Source organism: Streptomyces flaveolus (assembly GCF_014648815.1).
Classification (GTDB): Bacteria; Actinomycetota; Actinomycetes; order Streptomycetales; family Streptomycetaceae; genus Streptomyces; species Streptomyces flaveolus.
In genome coordinates this window covers 138693-158355 of sequence record NZ_BMRV01000002.1, presented here as the reverse complement: position 1 = coordinate 158355, position 19663 = coordinate 138693, and the positions used below count along the sequence as shown (strand labels likewise).

16 protein-coding genes are annotated in these 19663 nt (G+C 70.5%); 6 read left to right on the top strand and 10 right to left on the bottom strand.

The window, feature by feature from the left end:
* Positions 1 to 95: 95 nt before the first annotated feature.
* The gene (locus IEZ05_RS04620; RefSeq protein WP_189228704.1) at positions 96 to 866 is read left to right on the top strand and encodes a class I SAM-dependent methyltransferase; all 771 of its coding nucleotides are present in this window, start codon (positions 96 to 98) and stop codon (positions 864 to 866) included.
* Positions 867 to 924: 58 nt separating this feature from the next.
* Here the strand turns inward: IEZ05_RS04620 and IEZ05_RS04615 are convergent, their stop codons facing one another.
* Genes IEZ05_RS04615 through IEZ05_RS04605 form a run of 3 tightly spaced genes read right to left on the bottom strand, consistent with a single transcriptional unit; the run spans position 925 to position 3633 of the window.
* Complete coding sequence (locus tag IEZ05_RS04615; RefSeq protein WP_308426875.1) at positions 925 to 1698, bottom strand: amino acid ABC transporter ATP-binding protein; 774 nt, start codon at positions 1696 to 1698, stop codon at positions 925 to 927.
* Positions 1695 to 2633, bottom strand: a complete 939-nt coding sequence (locus IEZ05_RS04610; RefSeq protein WP_189228703.1) for an amino acid ABC transporter permease — start codon at positions 2631 to 2633, stop codon at positions 1695 to 1697. Before IEZ05_RS04610 ends, IEZ05_RS04615 begins: the two co-directional genes overlap by 4 nt.
* A gap of 37 nt (positions 2634 to 2670) precedes the next feature.
* The gene (locus IEZ05_RS04605) at positions 2671 to 3633 is read right to left on the bottom strand and encodes an ABC transporter substrate-binding protein (RefSeq protein ID WP_189228702.1); all 963 of its coding nucleotides are present in this window, start codon (positions 3631 to 3633) and stop codon (positions 2671 to 2673) included.
* Positions 3634 to 4254: 621 nt separating this feature from the next.
* Here IEZ05_RS04605 and IEZ05_RS04600 point away from each other — a divergent pair.
* The 4 genes from IEZ05_RS04600 (at position 4255) to IEZ05_RS04585 (ending at position 7646) form a co-directional block, all read left to right on the top strand.
* Positions 4255 to 5484, top strand: coding sequence for an NAD(P)-dependent malic enzyme (locus IEZ05_RS04600; protein WP_189228701.1), 1230 nt, complete (start codon positions 4255 to 4257; stop codon positions 5482 to 5484).
* Between the two features lie 298 nt (positions 5485 to 5782).
* Positions 5783 to 6748, top strand: coding sequence for a zinc-binding dehydrogenase (locus IEZ05_RS04595; RefSeq protein WP_189228700.1), 966 nt, complete (start codon positions 5783 to 5785; stop codon positions 6746 to 6748).
* A gap of 128 nt (positions 6749 to 6876) precedes the next feature.
* Positions 6877 to 7086: a helix-turn-helix domain-containing protein gene (locus IEZ05_RS04590; RefSeq protein WP_055417899.1), complete on the top strand. Its 210-nt coding sequence runs from the start codon at positions 6877 to 6879 to the stop codon at positions 7084 to 7086.
* A complete protein-coding gene (locus IEZ05_RS04585) occupies positions 7086 to 7646 on the top strand; it encodes a Clp protease N-terminal domain-containing protein (protein ID WP_189228699.1) in 561 nt (186 codons plus the stop codon). Before IEZ05_RS04590 ends, IEZ05_RS04585 begins: the two co-directional genes overlap by 1 nt.
* A gap of 62 nt (positions 7647 to 7708) precedes the next feature.
* Here the strand turns inward: IEZ05_RS04585 and IEZ05_RS04580 are convergent, their stop codons facing one another.
* The 7 genes from IEZ05_RS04580 to IEZ05_RS04550 all read right to left on the bottom strand — a co-directional run bounded on the left by IEZ05_RS04580 (position 7709) and on the right by IEZ05_RS04550 (position 16996).
* Positions 7709 to 8764, bottom strand: a complete 1056-nt coding sequence (locus IEZ05_RS04580) for a PadR family transcriptional regulator (protein WP_189228698.1) — start codon at positions 8762 to 8764, stop codon at positions 7709 to 7711.
* Between the two features lies 1 nt (position 8765).
* Positions 8766 to 9716, bottom strand: a complete 951-nt coding sequence (locus IEZ05_RS04575) for a DUF4097 family beta strand repeat-containing protein (RefSeq protein ID WP_189228697.1) — start codon at positions 9714 to 9716, stop codon at positions 8766 to 8768.
* Positions 9717 to 9899: 183 nt separating this feature from the next.
* Positions 9900 to 10082, bottom strand: coding sequence for a DUF6104 family protein (locus IEZ05_RS04570; RefSeq protein WP_003961784.1), 183 nt, complete (start codon positions 10080 to 10082; stop codon positions 9900 to 9902).
* 173 nt (positions 10083 to 10255) lie between these two features.
* Positions 10256 to 14065 carry a multifunctional oxoglutarate decarboxylase/oxoglutarate dehydrogenase thiamine pyrophosphate-binding subunit/dihydrolipoyllysine-residue succinyltransferase subunit gene (locus IEZ05_RS04565; protein WP_189228696.1) on the bottom strand — a complete coding sequence of 1270 codons (3810 nt, stop codon included), beginning with the start codon at positions 14063 to 14065 and terminating at the stop codon, positions 10256 to 10258.
* Positions 14066 to 14346: 281 nt separating this feature from the next.
* Positions 14347 to 15456, bottom strand: coding sequence for a HAMP domain-containing sensor histidine kinase (locus IEZ05_RS04560; protein ID WP_189228695.1), 1110 nt, complete (start codon positions 15454 to 15456; stop codon positions 14347 to 14349).
* The gene (locus IEZ05_RS04555) at positions 15453 to 16193 is read right to left on the bottom strand and encodes a response regulator transcription factor (RefSeq protein ID WP_043380000.1); all 741 of its coding nucleotides are present in this window, start codon (positions 16191 to 16193) and stop codon (positions 15453 to 15455) included. The genes IEZ05_RS04560 and IEZ05_RS04555 overlap by 4 nt, the downstream gene beginning before the upstream one ends.
* A 113-nt stretch (positions 16194 to 16306) precedes the next feature.
* The gene (locus IEZ05_RS04550) at positions 16307 to 16996 is read right to left on the bottom strand and encodes a spermine/spermidine synthase domain-containing protein (protein ID WP_189228694.1); all 690 of its coding nucleotides are present in this window, start codon (positions 16994 to 16996) and stop codon (positions 16307 to 16309) included.
* 183 nt (positions 16997 to 17179) lie between these two features.
* Here IEZ05_RS04550 and lon point away from each other — a divergent pair, with 183 nt between their 5' ends.
* On the top strand, positions 17180 to 19603 hold the full coding sequence (lon, locus tag IEZ05_RS04545; RefSeq protein WP_189228693.1) for an endopeptidase La: 2424 nt from the start codon (positions 17180 to 17182) through the stop codon (positions 19601 to 19603).
* The last annotated feature ends 60 nt before the right edge of the window (positions 19604 to 19663 follow it).

The window sequence follows — 19663 nt, the reverse complement described above, 5'->3', positions numbered from 1 at the left end:
TCCTTACGAAGGGGCTCTATGGTCGTGCCTGCGGTCAGGTAACAGCTGATCGTGCTTACAGGGTATTACGTACGCCGACGTGACGGAGGGGCTCGATGACGGACGCGGAGATCACCACCACCGGTGCCGACTGGAACGCCTGGCAGCAGAGCTGGGACCGGCAGCAGGAGTGGTACATGCCGGACCGCGAGGACCGTTTCCGGATCATGCTCGACATGGTCGAGGCCCTGACCGGCCCCGCACCCCGCGTGCTCGACCTCGCCTGCGGCACCGGCACCATCACCGCCCGGCTGCTCGCCCGGTTCCCGGACGCCGTCAGTACCGGCGTGGACCTCGACCCCGCGCTCCTCGCCATCGCCGAGGGCACCTTCGCGGGCGACGACCGGGTCTCCTTCGTCACCGCCGACCTCAAGGACCCCGACTGGTCGGCCAAGCTGCCGTACGACTCCTACGACGCCGTCCTGACCGCGACGGCCCTGCACTGGTTCCACGCCGAACCCCTCACCGCCCTCTACGGCCGCGTCGCGGAGCTGGTCCGCGACGGCGGTGTCTTCATGAACGCGGACCACATGATCGACGAGACCACGCCCCGGATCAACGCGGCCGAGCGCACGCAGCGGCACGCCCGCATGGAGGAGGCAAGGCGGGACGGTGCCCTCGACTGGGCCGAATGGTGGCAGCTCGCCGCCAAGGACCCCGTCCTCGCCGAGCCCACGGCCCGGCGCTTCGAGATCTACGGCGAGCACGCCGACGGCGAGATGCCCTCGGCGGCCTGGCACGCGCGCGTGCTGCGCGAGAAGGGCTTCGGCGAGGTGCGGCCGGTGTGGTGCTCGCCGTCGGACACACTGCTGCTGGCGCTGAAGTAGGACCACGCGCCGAGGGGCGGTACGGAGATCCGTACCGCCCCTCGGCCTGCGCGTGTGCTCAGAGAACCTTGGACAGGAACGACTTGGTCCGCTCGTGCTGCGGGTCGGTCAGCACGTCGCGCGGGTTGCCCGACTCGACCACGACGCCGCCGTCCATGAAGACCAGGCTGTCGCCCACCTCGCGGGCGAAGCCCATCTCGTGGGTGACCACGACCATCGTCATGCCGGACTCGGCCAGGTCGCGCATGACGTCCAGGACGTCACCGACCAGCTCCGGGTCCAGGGCCGAGGTCGGCTCGTCGAACAGCATCAGCTTCGGGTCCATCGCGAGGGCCCGGGCGATCGCGACCCGCTGCTGCTGGCCGCCGGAGAGCTGCGAGGGGTAGTTGCCGGACTTGTCGCCCAGGCCCACGCGGTCCAGGAGCTGCATGGCGCGCTGCCTGGCCTGCGTCCTGCTGACGCCCTTGACCTGCACCGGCGCCTCCATGACGTTCTCCACGGCCGTCATGTGCGGGAACAGGTTGAAGCGCTGGAAGACCATGCCGATGTCCCGGCGCTTGAGGGCGACCTCGCTGTCCTTGAGCTCGTAGAGCTTGTCGCCCTTCTGGCGGTAGCCGACCAGGTCCCCGTCGACGTACAGCCGGCCGGCGTTGATCTTCTCCAGGTGGTTGATGCACCGCAGGAAGGTCGACTTGCCGGAACCGGAGGGGCCGATGAGGCAGAACACCTCGCCCTGCTTCACCTCCAGGTCGATGCCCTTGAGGACCTCGACCGCGCCGAAGGACTTGTGGACGCCCTCGGCCTTGACCATGGCGTGGGAGGACTGCTTCATGCCGCGGCTCCCTTCGGACGGCGCGTGGGCAGAACCGCGGCCCTGAGGCGCTGCAGCGGCGTCGGCGGCAGGGACCGGCTCGAACCGCGGGCGTAGTAGCGCTCGACGTAGTACTGCCCGACGCTCAGGATCGACGTCATGATCAGGTACCAGGCGGCGGCCAGGAAGTACATCTCGACCGGGGAACCGGCGTTCTGGCCGATGTCCTGGGCCTGCTTGAACAGGTCGTAGAACTGCACCGCCGAGACGAGCGAGGTCGTCTTCAGCATGTTGATGACCTCGTTGCCCGTCGGCGGCACGATGACCCGCATCGCCTGCGGGATCACGATCCGGCGGAGCGTCTTCGTGTGGCTCATGCCCAGGGCGTGCGACGCCTCGGTCTGTCCCTCGTCGACCGAGAGGAGACCGGCACGGCAGATCTCGGCCATGTACGCGGCCTCGTTGAGACCCAGGCCGAGCAGCGCCGTCAGCAGCGGCGTCATGAAGGACGACCAGTAGTCCTTGTAGACCGGACCCAGGTTGATGTACTCGAAGACCAGGCCCAGGTTGAACCAGACGAAGAGCTGGACCAGGACCGGTGTGCCGCGGAAGAACCAGATGTAGAACCACGCCACCGACGAGGTCACCGGGTTCTTCGACAGCCTCATCACGGCGAGCAGGATGCCGCCGGCGATGCCAATCACCATCGAGAGCACCGTGAGGACCAGGGTGTTCCAGACGCCGTCGAGGATGCGGTCGTCGAAGAAGTACTCGGGGATCGTGCCCCAGTTGATCTTGCCTTGCGCGAAGGCGTAGACGACCGAGCCCAGGAGGGCGAGCACGACGACCGCGGACACGTACCGTCCCGGGTGCCGGACCGGAATGGCCTTGATGGCCTCCGGCCCGGCGGGGGGCCTCGCGTCGGGACCGGTCGTCTTGTTGACGTCAACAGTCACGGATGGAGCCTTTCAGAGCCGCGTCGAACGGGACGGTTCAGGAGCCGCCGTTGATCTTGGCCTCGGTGACCGCGCCGTCCGCGACACCCCACTTCTCGACGATCTTCTTGTACTCGCCGCTGTCGATGACGGCCTGCAGGGCCGCCTGCAGCGCGTCGCGCAGCTGGGTGTTGTCCTTGGCGACGGCGATGCCGTACGGGCCCGCCTCGACCTGGTCGCCGACGATCTCGAAGTAGTTGCCGCCGCCGGAGTTCTTCACCGAGTACGCGGCGATCGGGAAGTCGGCGGAGACGACGTTCGCGCCCTTGGAGCGCATCCGGGTCTCGGCCTCGGGGTTGGTCGCGAAGTCCTCGATCTTCAGGGTCTTCTTGCCGGCCTTCTCGCACTTCTGCGCCTGTTCCTTGGCGAGGTCGTGGGAGAAGGTGTTGCGCTGCACGGCCATGGTCTTGCCGCAGAGGTCGTCCCAGGTCTTGATGCCCTGGTCGTCGCCCTTGTTGGTGTAGAGCGAGACGCCCGCGGTGAAGTAGTCGACGAAGTCGACGCCGGCGCCGACCTTCTTGCCGGTGTCGGCGTCGATGCCCTCCTGCCGGTCCTTGGTGTCGGTCATGGCCGACATGGCGATGTCGTAGCGCTTGGACGCGAGACCGCCGACCAGGGTGTCGAACGTGGCGTTCTGGAATTCGAACTTCACCCCGAGCTGCTTGCCCATGGCGGCCGCGAGATCGGGGTCGATGCCGGCCGTCTTGCCGGAGTCGTCCTTGAACTCGACCGGAGCGTAGGCGATGTCGGATCCGACCTTGATGACGCCCTTGTCACGTATCGCCTGCGGCAGCTTTTCGGCCAGCGGGGCTCCCGAGGCGGACTGGCTGTCGCCGCCGTCGTTCTTCTTGGTCTGGTCGCCGCATCCGGTGAGCAGCAGAGCGCCTGCGACCGCGATCGCACCGACCGCTGCTAGCCGGGACTGCGCGGCGGTCGGACGACGGGTGGAGCTTGCGGTCATGGTGGTTCCTCCGGCGGATGATGGAGTTGCCGATGGGACGGGACGCCGGCCGGGGGACCGACAGGCGCTGTGGGTCGACGAGAGCACACGCCTTCGAGTGTCGCGACCTCGTGTGATTACGGCATCTTGCCATTCGGACTCGGCCATTCAGGGGAGCCGTCATGTCAAAATCGGATAACGGGTGACCCCCCGAACCGCACCAGGTCGGTACATCACGACCGAACCTTTGCGGGAATCAGCCCTTCCGGCCGGAAGATCTTCGGTATTTCTCGCGATGCGGACATGGTTCGCGGGCGCGTGCCCCCGTTGAGGCGCTGTTCTCCGGGACTGTCAAGAGGTGCCAGGAAGTTGACCGGATACCCGGCTATGAGTCATGTCACCGACATGCGACGTGCGGCGTCCGACATGTGAGCTTGCACTTATCGGACTCGTCGCGGGAGGTGTCCGTCGGGTAAGAAGGTTCTTTACACCCCTCATCAGGGGCTCAGGGCGCGTGTGCGGCGCGCCCGTCGCGCAGGGGCCCGTGCGCATCAACGTGCCATGTCCCTGGGCGGTGCCCGCCCACCCCTCACCAGGAGTGGACAAACCCTCAAACCATGAACACTTAAGGGGTAAGACAAAGTGGCAGCGGAGATCGTCAATCCTCGCAGCGACAGTGACGTCAGTACGGACCAGGAGGCCGGGGCCGAGCCCCTCGACTCCTTCGACCCGGCGTTCGCGCTGCACCGCGGCGGCAAGATGGCTGTGCAGGCCACCGTGCCGATCCGCGACAAGGACGACCTGTCCCTGGCGTACACGCCCGGCGTCGCGAAAGTGTGCAGCGCGATCGCCGAGCAGCCCGACCTCGTGCACGACTACACCTGGAAGTCCTCGGTCGTGGCGGTCGTGACGGACGGTACGGCGGTGCTGGGACTCGGGGACATCGGGCCCGAGGCCTCTCTTCCGGTGATGGAAGGGAAGGCGATCCTCTTCAAGCAGTTCGGCGGTGTGGACGCGGTCCCGATCGCGCTGGACTGCACGGACGCCGACGAGATCGTCGAGACGGTGGTGCGCCTCGCGCCCTCGTTCGGCGGAGTCAACCTGGAGGACATCTCGGCACCGCGGTGCTTCGAGATCGAGCGCAAGCTCCAGGAGCGTCTCGACATCCCGATCTTCCACGACGACCAGCACGGCACTGCGGTCGTGACGCTGGCGGCGCTGCGGAACGCGGCGCGGCTGAGCAAGCGGACGCTGGGTGAGCTGCGGGCGGTGATCTCGGGCGCGGGCGCGGCCGGTGTCGCCATCGCCAAGATGCTGGTCGAGGCCGGCATCGGCGACGTCGCGGTCGCCGACCGCAAGGGTGTCGTCTCGGCCGACCGGGACGACCTGACGCCGGTGAAGCAGGAGCTCGCCTCCTTCACCAACAAGGCCGGGCTGACCGGCTCGCTGGAGGAAGCCCTCGCGGGCGCCGACGTCTTCATCGGCGTCTCCGGCGGTACGGTGCCGGAGCAGGCGGTGGCCTCGATGGCCGAGGGCGCGTTCGTCTTCGCCATGGCCAACCCGAACCCCGAGGTGCACCCGGAGGTCGCGCACAAGTACGCGGCGGTCGTGGCGACGGGGCGGTCGGACTTCCCGAACCAGATCAACAACGTGCTGGCGTTCCCGGGCATCTTCGCGGGCGCGCTGCAGGTGCGGGCGTCGCGGATCACCGAGGGCATGAAGCTCGCGGCGGCGGAGGCGCTGGCCTCCGTCGTGGGCGACGACCTCGCGGCGGACTACGTCATCCCGTCCCCGTTCGACGAGCGCGTCGCGCCGGCCGTCACGGCGGCGGTGGCGGCGGCGGCTCGTGCGGAGGGGGTTGCGCGCCGGTGACGGTGTGACCCGTGTGGTGAACGGCCCCGTCCTGGTGGACGGGGCCGTTTGCTGTTCGGGCAGGGCTTGGGTGCTGGGTGGGGTGGGAAGGGGCCGGCCGACCGGGCCGGCGTGGGGTTGGCGGGGTCGGCTCGGTGGAGGGTGGGTGCGCTGCCCGGCGTCGCGGGGTGCCGCTGCGCCCACCCGTGCCGCCCCAGTGGCACTCCTGCCCGCAGCTGTGGTGGTTCCGTGGCAAGAGGGTGTGTGTCACACGGGCGTGCGGTTTCGGATGGCGGGTGCGGAATCTATCGTCAAGGTCATGTTCGCTGCCTACGCCGCCCGAATCGACCGCGACCAGCCGCTGAACGGTCTGGAGTTGGGGGAGCGTCCGGCCCCCGAGGCCCGTCCCGGCTGGAGTGTCGTCGATGTGCGGGCCGCTTCCCTCAATCACCACGACCTGTGGTCCCTGCGTGGTGTCGGCCTCCCGGAGGACCGGCTGCCGATGATCCTCGGCTGTGACGCCGCCGGTGTCGACGCCGACGGCAACGAGGTCGTCCTGCACTCCGTGATCGGCCAGACCGGCCACGGCGTCGGGCCCCAGGAGCCCCGCTCCATCCTCACCGAGCGTTACCCGGGGACGTTCGCCGAGCAGGTCGCCGTGCCGACCTGGAACGTCCTGCCCAAGCCGAAGGAGCTCTCCTTCGAGGAGGCCGCCTGTCTGCCGACCGCCTGGCTGACGGCCTACCGGATGCTGTTCACCAACGCCGGGGTGCGTCCCGGTGACTCGGTGCTGGTGCAGGGCGCCGGCGGCGGGGTCGCCACGGCCGCGATCGTGCTCGGCAAGGCCGCGGGGCTGCGGGTCTTCGCCACCAGCCGGGACGAGGCCAAGCGGAAGCGGGCCCTGGAACTGGGCGCGGTGGAGGCCGTGGAGCCGGGCGCGCGGCTGCCGCAGCGGGTCGACGCCGTCATCGAGACCGTGGGTGCCGCGACCTGGTCCCACTCGGTGAAGTCGCTGCGGCCCGGGGGCACGCTCGTCATCTCCGGCGCCACCAGCGGCGACCGGCCCTCCCATGCCGAGCTGACCCGGATCTTCTTCCTGGAGCTCAAGGTCGTCGGCTCCACGATGGGCACCAAGGACGAGCTGGAGGACCTCCTCTCCTTCTGCGCCGCCACCGGCGTTCGTCCGGTCATCGACGAGGTGCTTCCGCTGGACCGGGCCCGGGAGGGCTTCGAGCGGATGGCGTCCGGCGAGCTGTTCGGCAAGATCGTGCTCACCGCCTCCTGAGCCCACCCTTCCTCCCGAGCGTCCGCGGCGGGTCCGGTTCCTCCGGGCCCGCCGTTCGCTGTCCCGCCCCCCGGATCCAGTCGTCAACTGGGGTTGACGGGGCCGTCCTGTCAACCTAAGTTGACTGCATGAGCGAAGCAACGGATCTCGCCGCGCGTGCGGGCGACCGCGACCCGCGGGTCGGGCTGCGGGCCGTCGCCGCACTGCGACGGCTGCTGGAGCAACTGGAGGCGGTGCAGGTGCGCAGCGCGCGCAATCAGGGCTGGTCGTGGCAGGAGATCGCCACGGAACTCGGGGTCAGCAGGCAGGCCGTGCACAAGAAGTACGGGAGGCATTGATGTTCGAGCGGTTCACGAAGAACGCCCGCGCCGTGGTCCAGGGCGCCGTCGAGCACGCCGAACGGACACGGGCGGGGAGCGTCGGCGCCGAGCACCTGCTGCTCGCCCTGCTGGACCGTGAGGGGAGCCGTGCCTCCTTCGCGCTGACGGCGCTCGGGGGAGGCGAGGGCCGGGAGTCGGTGCGCCGGGCCCTGGAGGAGGCGCGGCGGCGCGCCGGTCTCTCGCAGGCCGAGGCCGATGCCCTCGCCGGGCTGGGCATCGATGTCACGGAGGTCGTCGCCCGGGTGGAGGAGACCCACGGCGTCGGCGCCATGTCCGGCGGTCGGTCGGGCCGGCGCTCACGGTCGGGGCGTCCCGGCTTCGGCAGGGACGCCAAGGACGTCCTGGAGAAGTCCCTGCGGATGGCCCTCGCCCGGCGTGAACGGTACATCGGGGACGAGCACCTGCTGCTCGCCCTCACCGTCCGCCCGGGAGTGCCCGCCGAGGTGCTCGCCGACCACGGCGTGACCCACGACTCGCTGACCCGGGTGCTCGGCGGCCCGGGGGAGGCCTGCGCCTGACCCGGACGGACGGGCCCTGCGGCGCGGGAAGGGGTGGCGCAGCCCCTGCCCGCACCGGGGGTTCAGGCCTCAGGTGTCCGCAGTATCGCCCCGATGTGGGCGGCCGCGGTGGACAGCTCGCGGCGGGCGTCGCGGAGCTGGTCGGCCGTGACGCCGTGGTCGCGGGCGGCGTCACGGATGTCGTCCCGGAAGCGGTCCAGCAACCGGTCCAGGTCGCGGGCCGGGTCACCGGTGGACTCCGCGGTGTCCTCGTGGGCCCAGGCCGGCTCGTACCCCGCCGGAAAGTCCTCGGGGGCACGGGAGTATTCCGGCCGGGGGGCGGACGTACCGGTGTCGGTGCGGCCGAACCCCCAGTCCCTGCCGAGGTCCTTCCCGAACTCGCCGACCTCCTTGACCAGTTCGCCCAGGCCCTCGCGCAGTCCCGTCGGCCAGTCGCCCCGCGAGAAGTGGTCCTGCATCTGCTCCTGCACCCGCTGGGCGATGCGCTGCACCTCCTCCTGCGCCTGGGCACGGGCCCGCTCCTGCGCTTCCTTGGCCTGGCGCCGGGCCCGCTGGGCCTCGTCACGGGCCCGGCGGCTCTCGTCCTTGGCGCGGCGGGCCTGCTCCTTCCACTCCTGCTTGACCCGGCGCATCTCCTCCTTGGCGGCGCGCCAGGCCTCCTTGTCCCCGAGGTCCGCGCTGTCGCCGAGGTCCCCCGTTCCTTCGGCCCGGGGGCCCGTGCCGGTGCCCCGGCGGGCCTCACCGGCCGCCGCCCGCATCTCCCGGCGCAGATCACCGGCCGCGCCGCGCACATCGGCCCGGATCTCGGCCGCGAGCTCGGCGACCGAGTCGCGGATCTCCAGCTCCAGGTCGGCCAGCTCGCCGCTGCGGTCGGCCAGCTCGGCGCGGCCCGCGTCGGTGATGGCGTACACCTTGCGGCCGCCTTCGGTGGTGTGGGTGACCAGGCCCTCCGCCTCCAGCTTGGCCAGGCGCGGGTACACCGTGCCCGCCGACGGCGCGTACAGGCCCTGGAAGCGCTCCTCGAGGAGGCGGATCACCTCGTAGCCGTGGCGCGGGGCCTCGTCGAGCAGCTTCAGGAGGTACAGGCGGAGGCGGCCGTGGGCGAAGACGGGGGGCATGTCAGAGCACCTTCTTGTCGGTCGTGCCGTCGGCCGGGGCGTCGGTGACGCCGTCGTTCCGGCCGGAAGCGGAATTGTCCCCCGAGTCGCCCCGTGTGCCGTGCCCCGGTCCGGTGTCCTCCGGCTCCGGCTCCCACGGTGTGTCCTCCACGGGCGGCCGGCGCAGCAGCGCGATCGAGCCGGAGACGGTCGTGGCCCTCAGCCGGCCGTTGCCCGCGCCGAGCCGGCCGGTGATCCGCTTGGCGCCCCACTGGCCGGTCACCCGGAGGTCCTCGAAGGCGCTGGAGACCGTGCCGCTCGCGGTGTTGGCCTCCACCTCGGCGTCGGCCGGCTGGGGCAGCCGGATGGCGATCTCGCCCGAGACGCTGGTGAGACTGATGTCGGTGGGTCCGTCGGCCGCGTCGAGGTCGACGATCATCGAACCGCTCACCGAGTCCGCCTTGACGGACGAACCCGCCTCCACCACGGTCAGGTCCCCGGAGACGGAGTTGAAGCGCAGGTCCCCGGTGAGGGCCTGGGCCTCCAGATTCCCGGCGACCGTGTCCGCGCGGACCGGTCCGGCGAGGCCCACCAGGGTGGTGTCCCCGGACACACCCCTCACCTCGGTGCCCGCGTCGATCCCGGAGACCACGGCCGCGGCGCCGACGACGCCCACCTCCACGCGGGTGCGGGTGGGGACGGCCAGGGAGACCACCGCGCTGCGGCGCCAGCCCTTGCGGTCCAGCCACTTCAGGAAACCCTTCCAGGGCAGGTCCTCGTAGGCCACGGTGAGGGTGCCGTCCCGGTGGGTGACGATCAGGGGCGGGCCATCGATCTCGGACACTTCCAGTCTGGCGGAACCCTCGTCCGTGCCCACGACGTTCACCGTTCCGTTGACGATGCGTACGTGGAGCTCGCTCACGGACTCGTCGAAGGAGAGCTTCCTGGGCTCCGCGACGGACCACTCGGACATGGTGAAGACCTCCCGACCGAACGCGCCATATCGCGTCCCTCGCCATTCACGATATATCGTGGTGGTCGGAAGTCAAGACACCTGTTCGTGTGGTGCGTGGGGTCGAAGAAGGCCCCAGGACATGCCGAACGGGGTGCCGTGACCGGCACCCCGCGCGAGATCGGCAGTAAAAGACGGGCGTTCCTACTCGTCCTCGTCCTCGTCGTCCAGCCGCGCCAGCCACGTGGCCAGCCGCTCCACCGGCACCTCGAAGTCCGGGTTCAGGTCGACGAACGTCCGCAGCTGCTCGGCGAGCCACTCGAAGGTGACCTCCTCCTCGCCGCGCCGCTTCTCCAGTTCCTCGATGCCTCGATCGGTGAAGTACACAGGTGCTCTCCTGGGGATGGGCCGCCTGGGGCCTCGGGTCCTACCCGTCAAGGTTATGCGCCCGCGCCCGGAGGGCGAGCTCCGCGTCCCCGGGCCCGGCCTGGGCCCATGACGAAGGGCGCGGCCCCCGGAGGCACCGGGGGCCGCGCCCTTCATCTCAGGCCGTACGAGGCTCAGGCCTCGAACACCTCACGCACCAGCTGCTCCTGCTCGGCCTGGTGCCGCTTCGCGGAACCGACGGCCGGGGACGAGCTGTGCGGGCGCGAGATACGCCGCAGGCGCTCGCCGTGCGGGACGTCGGCGCCGACCGCCAGGTCCAGGTGGTCGATCAGGTTGAGCGCGATGAACGGCCAGGCACCCTGGTTCGCCGGCTCTTCCTGGGCCCACAGGTACTTCTCGGCGTTCGGGTACTTGGCGATCTCCGCCTGGAGCTCGGCACCCGGCAGCGGGTACAGGCGCTCGATGCGGATGATGGCCGTGTCCGTGACGCCGCGCTTCTTCCGCTCGGCCTCGAGGTCGTAGTAGACCTTGCCGGCGGTGAAGACGACCTTCTTGACCGCGGTCGGGTCGACCGAGTCGTCGCCGATGACCGGCTGGAAGCGGCCCGTCGTGAACTCCTCCGCCTTCGACGCCGCCGCCTTCAGGCGCAGCATCGACTTCGGGGTGAAGACGACCAGCGGCTTGTGGTGCGGGTTGTGCACCTGCCACCGCAGGAGGTGGAAGTAGTTCGCCGGCGAGGTCGGCATCGCGACCGTCATGTTGTTCTGCGCGCACAGCTGGAGGAAGCGCTCCGGGCGGGCCGAGGAGTGGTCCGGGCCCTGGCCCTCGTAGCCGTGGGGGAGGAGGAGGACCACACCGGAGGTCTGGTTCCACTTCTGCTCCGCCGACGAGATGAACTCGTCCACGACCGTCTGCGCGCCGTTGACGAAGTCGCCGAACTGCGCCTCCCACAGCACGAGCGCGTCGGGGCGGGCCAGCGAGTAGCCGTACTCGAAGCCCATCGCCGCGTACTCGGACAGCAGGGAGTTGTAGACGTTGTACCGGGCCTGCTCGTCGGCCAGGTACAGCAGCGGCGTGAACTCGTCGCCCGTCTCGCGGTCGATGATGACCGCGTGGCGCTGGCCGAAGGTGCCGCGCTGCGAGTCCTGGCCGGCCAGGCGCACCGGCACGCCCTCCAGCAGGAGGGAGCCGACGGCGAGGGTCTCGCCCATGCCCCAGTCGATCGTGCCGTCCTCGACCATCGCCGCCCGGCGCTGCAGCTGCGGCAGCAGGCGCGGGTGGACGGTGATGTGGTCGGGGATGTTGACCTGCGACTCGGCGATCCGCTTGACGACCTCGGCGGTGACCGCGGTGTTCACGGAGACCGGGAACTCGGCCTGCGGGTCGGTGGGCGCGGCGGCCGAGGGCTGCGAGGTGGCCTCGCGGACCTCGGTGAAGACCTTCTCCAGCTGGCCCTGGTAGTCCTGGAGCGCCTGCTCGGCCTCTTCCAGGGTGATGTCGCCACGGCCGATCAGGGACTCGGTGTACAGCTTGCGCACCGAGCGCTTGCGGTCGATCAGGTCGTACATCAGCGGCTGGGTGAAGGCCGGGTTGTCGGACTCGTTGTGACCGCGGCGGCGGTAGCAGATGAGGTCGATCACCACGTCCTTGTTGAACGCCTGGCGGAACTCGAAGGCCAGGCGCGCGACGCGCACGACGGCCTCCGGGTCGTCGCCGTTCACGTGGAAGATCGGGGCCTCGATCATGCGGGCCACGTCCGTCGCGTACATGGAGGAACGCGAGGACTCGGGGGCCGCGGTGAAGCCGACCTGGTTGTTGATGACGATGTGGACCGTGCCGCCGGTGCGGTAGCCCCGCAGCTGCGACATGTTCAGGGTCTCGGCCACCACGCCCTGGCCCGCGAAGGCCGCGTCGCCGTGGATCGCCACCGGCAGGACGGTGAAGTCCGTGCCGCCCTTGTTGATGATGTCCTGCTTGGCGCGCGCGACGCCCTCCAGGACCGGGTCCACCGCCTCCAGGTGCGAGGGGTTGGCCACCAGCGAGACGCGGATCTGGTCGCCGTCCAGGCCGGTGAAGGTGCCCTCGGCGCCCAGGTGGTACTTCACGTCGCCGGAGCCGTGCATCGACTTCGGGTCGAGGTTGCCCTCGAACTCGCGGAAGATCTGCGCGTACGACTTGCCGACCACGTTGGCCAGCACGTTCAGCCGGCCGCGGTGGGCCATGCCGATGACGACCTCGTCGAGGCGGGACTCGGCGGCCGAGTCCAGCACGGCGTCGAGCAGCGGGATGACGGACTCGCCGCCCTCCAGGGAGAACCGCTTCTGGCCGACGTACTTGGTCTGCAGGAAGGTCTCGAAGGCCTCCGCCGCGTTCAGCCGGCGCAGGATGCGCAGCTGCTCCTCGCGCTCCAGCTTGGAGTGGGCGCGCTCCACGCGGTCCTGGATCCACTTGCGCTGCTTCGGGTCCTGGATGTGCATGAACTCGATGCCGGTGGTGCGGCAGTACGAGTCGCGCAGGACGCCGAGGATGTCGCGCAGCTTCATCATCGACTTGCCGGCGAAGCCGCCGACGGCGAACTCGCGCTCCAGGTCCCACAGGGTGAGCCCGTGCTCGGTGATGTCCAGGTCGGGGTGCTTGCGCTGCTGGTACTCCAGCGGGTCGGTGTCGGCCATGACGTGGCCGCGGACCCGGTAGGAGTGGATCAGCTCGAAGACGCGGGCGGCCTTGGTGACGTCGTCGTCGTGGGAGGCGTCGATGTCCTTGAGCCAGCGGACCGGCTCGTAGGGGATGCGCAGCGCCTCGAAGATCTCGTCGTAGAAGCCGTTCTCGCCGAGGAGCAGGTTGGCGACCTGGCGCAGGAACTCGCCGGAGGCGGCGCCCTGGATGACCCGGTGGTCGTAGGTCGACGTGAGCGTCATGACCTTCGAGATGCCGAGCTTGTTCAGGGTGTCCTGGCTGGTGCCCTGGAACTCCGCCGGGTAGTCCATGGAGCCGACGCCCATGATGACCGACTGGCCGGGCATCAGACGCGGCACGGAGTGGACGGTGCCGAGGCCGCCGGGGTTGGTCAGCGAGACGGTGACGCCGGTGAAGTCGTCCATCGTCAGCTTGCCGTCGCGGGCGCGGCGGACGATGTCCTCGTAGGCCTGCCAGAACTCGAAGAAGTTCAGCGTCTCGGCCTTCTTGATGGCGGCCACGACGAGCTGGCGGTCGCCGTTGGGCTTCACCAGGTCGATGGCCAGGCCGAGGTTGACGTGCGCCGGCTTGACGAGGGTCGGCTTGCCGTCCTTCTCGCCGAACGCGTAGTTCATCGTCGGCATGGCCTTGATGGCCTGCACCATCGCGTAGCCGATCAGGTGCGTGAAGGAGATCTTCCCGCCCCGGGCGCGCTTGAGGTGGTTGTTGATGACGATGCGGTTGTCGAACAGCAGCTTCACCGGGACCGCGCGCACGGACGTGGCCGTGGGCAGCTCCAGCGAGGCGTTCATGTTCTTGGCGACCGCGGCGGCCGGGCCGCGCAGCGTCACCAGCTCGGGGCCCTCGGGGGCCTCCTTGGCGGGCTCGGCCTTCGCCTGCGGCTTCGCGGCCGGAGCGGCGGGGGCGGCGGGAGCCGCGGCCGCGGGCTGGGCGGCCGGCTTCGCGGGGGCGGCGGCCGGCTGGGGAGCCGCCGGAGCCGGGGCCGGGGCGGGCTGCGCGGGAGCGGCCGGGGCGGGAGTCTGCGCCTGGGGCGCCGGGGCGGCCTGCGGCGCGCTCGTGCCCGTGGTCGTCGCGGAGCCGGAAGCCGCCTGGGCGGCGGCCGCCCCTGGCTTGTAGTCGGCGAAGAAGTCCCACCAGGCTCGGTCCACGGAATTCGGGTCCTGGAGGTACTGCTGATAGATCTCGTCGACGAGCCATTCGTTGGCACCGAACGCGGCAGCGGGGTTCTTGCCCGCTTGGTCGGTGTCGGTCGAGATGCTCGAGTTACTGGGGGACTGTGGCGACACGGCGAGAACCGCCCTCTTCCGCTTCACAAGGTGGTGGACAGCGGGAATCAAGGCTACGCCTCCCCGGACCGGAAGGTCAGACCGGGCCCGTTCAACGTCGCGTAAGTCACATTGCAGACCGTGTTTCGGCGCTGGAAATGGCGGGAAACAAGCGAGGTTCTGTTGCGCTTGGGAAGGGGAGACCGCGGCCCTGCGCGAAGAATTCGCGGGCCTGTGCCTGATCACACGTGTCCGTCAGCGCGAACGCTCGTGGATCTTGGTGCTCCGCTTCGAACCCTACGTCAACTCGACGTCGTCGGCAGGCCCGGAAGAGTGATGAGAATCCGGCAGCCCCGCTCGGATTCGGCCACTCCGATCCGGCCGCCGTGCAGATCCACCGCCCAGCGGGCGATCGCCAGCCCGAGTCCGGTGCCGCCGTCGCTGCCGGGACCGTGCGGCCGGGACACCGAGCCCCGGTTGAACCGCTCGAACACCCGTCGCCACTCCGACCGCGGAATGCCGGGGCCCTCGTCCAGAACCTCCAGCTCCAGGGATTCCGGCTGCGCCCCGCGCCGCGCCCTGACCGTCACCCGGCCGTGCGGCGGGCTGTGCTTGACCGCGTTGTCGATGAGGTTGGCGACGACCTGGTGGATGCGCTCGGGGTCGGCGTGAGCGGTCAGGTCGGACGGGAACACGTCGAGGGCCAGATGCACGTCGGTACGCGTGTGGCTGCCGGATCCGGAAGCGATGCCCGCGCGTGCCGAGGCGACCATGTTGGCCTCCTTCAGCACGCCCGACAGGTACGGCCACACCTCGAAGCGCCGCTTGCGCAGCGGTACGACGCCGTTGTCCAGGCGGGAGAGGTCCAGCAGCGTCTCGACCAGCCGGCCGAGCCGCTCCGTCTGCCGCAGGGCGGTCCGCATGGTCTCCGGGTCGGCCTCGGTGACGCCGTCGACGATGTTCTCCAGCACCGCGCGCAGGCCCGCGATGGGGGTGCGCAGCTCGTGCGAGACGTTCGCCACCAGCTCCTTGCGCTGGAGGTCCTGGGCCTCCAGGTCGTCGGCCATGCGGTTGATCGTGACGGCCAGGTCGCCCAGCTCGTCGCGCCGGTTCTCCCGCACCCGGCGCGTGTAGTCGCCGTGCGAGATGGACCGGGCCACGGCGTTCATCTCGTCCAGCGGGGCGGTCAGCGAGTGCGCCACGAACTGCGTGATCAGCAGTGTGGCGATCATCGAGAAGACCGTGATGAAGCGCAGCTCCGTCTTGGTGTGCACCGCGATCACCGACAGGCCGGTGGTGATCAGCACCGAGGTGACGACGAGTGCGCCCAGCTTGGTCTTGATCGAGAACGGGCGTACGCCGCCCCAGGGCTCCCCGGGGCTCCTCCGTGCGGCTTCCCGTCCCGAGCTCATGGCGTCGGCGTCTCCAGCGCGTAGCCCACGCCGTGCACGGTGCGGATGCGCTCGGCCCCGATCTTGCGGCGCAGCGCCTTGATGTGGCTGTCGACGGTCCGCGTGCCGGAGGCGTCGGCCCAGTCCCAGACCTCGGCCAGCAGCTGCTCGCGGGAGAGCACCGCGCGCGGGGTGTTCGCCAGGCACACCAGCAGGTCGAACTCGGTGGGCGTCAGGTGGACGTCCTCGCTGCGCACCCGCACCCGGCGCTGTGCGTGGTCGATCTCCAGCTCGCCGAGGCGCAGGATGCCGCTGCGCGGCGTCGAGGCGGCCACGACGGCCCGCTCCACCCGGCGCAGCAGCACGTGCACCCGTGCGGCCAGCTCGCGCATCGAGAACGGCTTGGTCATGTAGTCGTCGGCGCCCACGCCGAGGCCGACCAGCATGTCCGTCTCGTCGTCGCGCGCGGTGAGCATCAGCACCGGCACCGGGCGCTGGGCCTGCACGCGCCGGCAGACCTCCAGGCCGTCGAAGCCGGGCAGCATGATGTCGAGGATCAGCAGGTCGGGCTGCCAGGCCTCGGCCGTGTCGACGGCGGCCGGGCCGTCGCCCGCCGTTTGCACCAGGAATCCCTCGGCGCGCAGGCGGGTCGCGATGGCGTCCACGATCGTCTGGTCGTCCTCGACCACCAGCACCCGGCGCTGTGCGCCCTGGGTGGCCGTCGCCGTGCCGTTGTGGGAGGTCTGTGTCTGCTCCATCGCCCGCCCCTGAGGTGTGCTTTCCGGAATCCGTGGGGTGATCCCATGACTGCGCTTGACGCTTGAATGATCTGCGCCAGGGCAGCAGCGTACGGGGAGGTGACGCGCCTTTGCTATCCAGGCCCGATGCCGAGGTGGACGACGTCCGGAACGCCCCGGGCAACGGGGATCTCTTCGGTACGCACCTGCTGGAACCCGGCATTACGCAAGGTTTCTTCGAATTCCGGAGAGGGCTGCGCGGACCATACGGCGAGCACCCCGCCGGGCCTCAACACCCTTGCGCAGCCCGCGAGTCCGGCCGACGAGTAGAGCCCGTCGTTGCCCTCGGTGACGGTCCAGTCGGGGCCGTTGTCGATGTCGAGGCACAGCGCGTCGTACGTGTCGGAAGTCTCATTGACGTAAGCCACGAGATCCGCCTCGAGGATCTCCGTGCGCGGATCGGCCAGTGCTCCGGCGGACAGCTCGGCCAGTGGTCCGCAGCGGTGCCAGTCGATGACGGCACGTTCGCGTTCGACGACCGCGATGCGCCCCCAGCGGGGGTCGGCGGCCGCGTGGGCCAGCGAGAAGCCGACGCCGAGCCCGCCGATGAGGACGTGCGGCGCCGCCCGGCCGTCGAGCGCCTCGGCCGCCGCGTCCACCAGCCGGCGCTCCGAGCGTCCGTCGGAGGTGTCCATCAGGAAGCAGCCGTTCGCGATGATCTGCAGCAGCTTCCCGTGCCGGCGCAGGACGACCTCGCCGTACGGGCCCTCGCGACGGTCCAGAACTTCCGGGGTGCCGTGGGAGTCGTAAGAGGTGATGGGCATCGGCCCATCCTGGCACTCCGGCAAGGGGAATGGCCGGCGGTCCGGGGGCGCTGATGGTGCGTGAGGGCGGCTCGCGAGGGGCATCGCCCCTTGATCGCTCAGAGCGAACAGGCCTCCGGGAACATTCATCGCCTCCCGAGCATTGAGTCGGCATAACTCAACTTGACTGCCGAAGGGGAGATCATGGCTGCTGAGTCCGCTGCCTTCACACCGCTCACCCTGCCCGTGCTGCCGCTCGACGACGAGGTCGTGCTGCCGGGGATGGTCGTCCCCCTGGACCTGAGCGACTCCGAGGTTCGGGCCGCGGTGGAGGCCGCGCAGGCCGCCGCCAGGGACGAACCGGGCAAGCCCCGGGTCCTGCTGGTCCCGCGCATCGACGGCACCTACGCGAAGACCGGCGTCCTCGGCACGGTCGAGCAGGTCGGCCGTCTCGCCGACGGAGACCCGGGCGCGCTGATCCGCGGCCGGAGCCGGGTGAGCATCGGCGCCGGCACCACCGGCCCCGGCGCCGCGCTGTGGGTCGAGGGCACCCGTATCGACGAGAGCGTGCCCGATCCGCTGCCCGGCCAGCTCGCCGAGCTCGTCAAGGAGTACAAGGCGCTCGCCACCGCCTGGCTGCGCAAGCGCGGCGCCTGGCAGGTCGTCGACCGCGTCCAGGCCATCGACGACGTCTCCGCGCTCGCCGACAACTCCGGCTACTCGCCCTTCCTCACCACCGAGCAGAAGGTCGAGCTGCTGGAGACCACCGACCCGGCCGCCCGCCTGAAGCTCGCCACCCGGCAGCTGCGCGACCACCTCGCCGAGCAGGACGTCGCCGAGACCATCGCCAAGGACGTCCAGGAGGGCGTCGACAAGCAGCAGCGCGAGTTCCTGCTGCGCCGCCAGCTCGAAGCCGTCCGCAAGGAGCTGCGCGAGCTGAACGGCGAGCAGGAGGGCGAGGAGTCCGACGACTACCGCGCCCGCGTCGAGGCCGCAGACCTGCCCGAGAAGGTCCGCGAGGCCGCGCTCAAGGAGGTCGACAAGCTGGAGCGGTCCTCCGACCAGTCGCCCGAGGGCTCGTGGATCCGCACCTGGCTGGACACCGTCCTCGAGCTGCCGTGGAACGAGCGCACCGAGGACGCCTACGACATCCAGGGCGCCCAGGCCGTCCTGGACGCCGAGCACGCGGGCCTCCAGGACGTGAAGGAGCGGATCACCGAGTACCTGGCCGTGCGCAAGCGGCGCAGCGACCGCGGCCTCGGTGTCGTCGGCGGCCGGCGCGGCGGTGCCGTGCTGGCCCTGGTGGGGCCGCCCGGCGTCGGCAAGACGTCGCTCGGGGAGTCCGTCGCCCACGCCATGGGCCGCAAGTTCGTCCGCGTCGCCCTCGGCGGCGTCCGCGACGAGGCCGAGATCCGCGGCCACCGGCGTACGTACGTCGGCGCGCTGCCCGGCCGGATCGTGCGGGCGATCAAGGAGGCCGGGTCGATGAACCCGGTCGTGCTCCTGGACGAGATCGACAAGGTGGGCTCCGACTTCCGGGGGGACCCCGCCGCCGCACTGCTGGAGGTCCTCGACCCGGCGCAGAACCACACCTTCCGGGACCACTACCTGGAGGTCGAGCTCGACCTGTCCGACGTCGTGTTCCTGGCCACCGCCAACGTCCTGGAGGCCATCCCCGAGGCCCTCCTCGACCGCATGGAACTGGTCCGCCTCGACGGCTACACCGAGGACGAGAAGGTCGTCATCGCCCGCGACCACCTGCTCCCGCGCCAGCTGGAGCGGGCCGGTCTGGACAAGGACGAGGTCACGATCGACGAGGGCGCGCTGCGCAGGCTGGCGGGCGAGTACACCCGCGAGGCGGGCGTGCGCACCCTGGAGCGGTCGATCGCGCGGCTGCTGCGCAAGGTGGCGGCCCAGCACGAGCTGGGGGAGCGGGACCTGCCGTTCACCGTCACCGACGGCGACCTGCGCGGCCTGATCGGCCGGCCGCACCACGTGCCCGAGTCCGCGCAGGACCCGGCCGAGCGGCGCACCGCGGTGCCGGGCGTGGCCACGGGCCTCGCGGTCACCGGCGCGGGCGGCGACGTGCTGTACGTCGAGGCGTCCCTCGCCGACCCGGAGACGGGAGCGGCGGGTCTGACGCTGACCGGTCAGCTGGGCGACGTGATGAAGGAGTCCGCGCAGATCGCGCTGAGCTTCCTGCGCAGCCACGGCGCCGAACTGGAGCTGCCGGTGGCCGACCTGAAGGACCGGGGCGTGCACATCCACTTCCCGGCGGGCGCGGTCCCCAAGGACGGTCCGAGCGCGGGCGTCACGATGACGACCGCTCTCGCGTCGCTGCTCAGCGGGCGCCTGGTCCGTACGGACGTGGCGATGACCGGTGAGGTCTCGCTGACCGGCCGGGTCCTGCCGATCGGCGGTGTGAAGCAGAAGCTGCTCGCCGCGCACCGGGCCGGGATCACCACGGTGATCATCCCGAAGCGCAACGAGCCCGACCTGGACGACGTCCCGGCGGAGGTGCTGGACAAGCTCGACGTCCACGCCGTCACCGACGTCCGCCAGGTCCTGGAACTGGCCCTGGCACCGGCGACGAGCGGTGCCGAGCCGGAGGTTCCGGTCGCGGCGTGACGGACGTGACCGGGAGAGGTGAGGGCCCGGGTCCCCGAGAGGGGGACCCGGGCCCAGCCC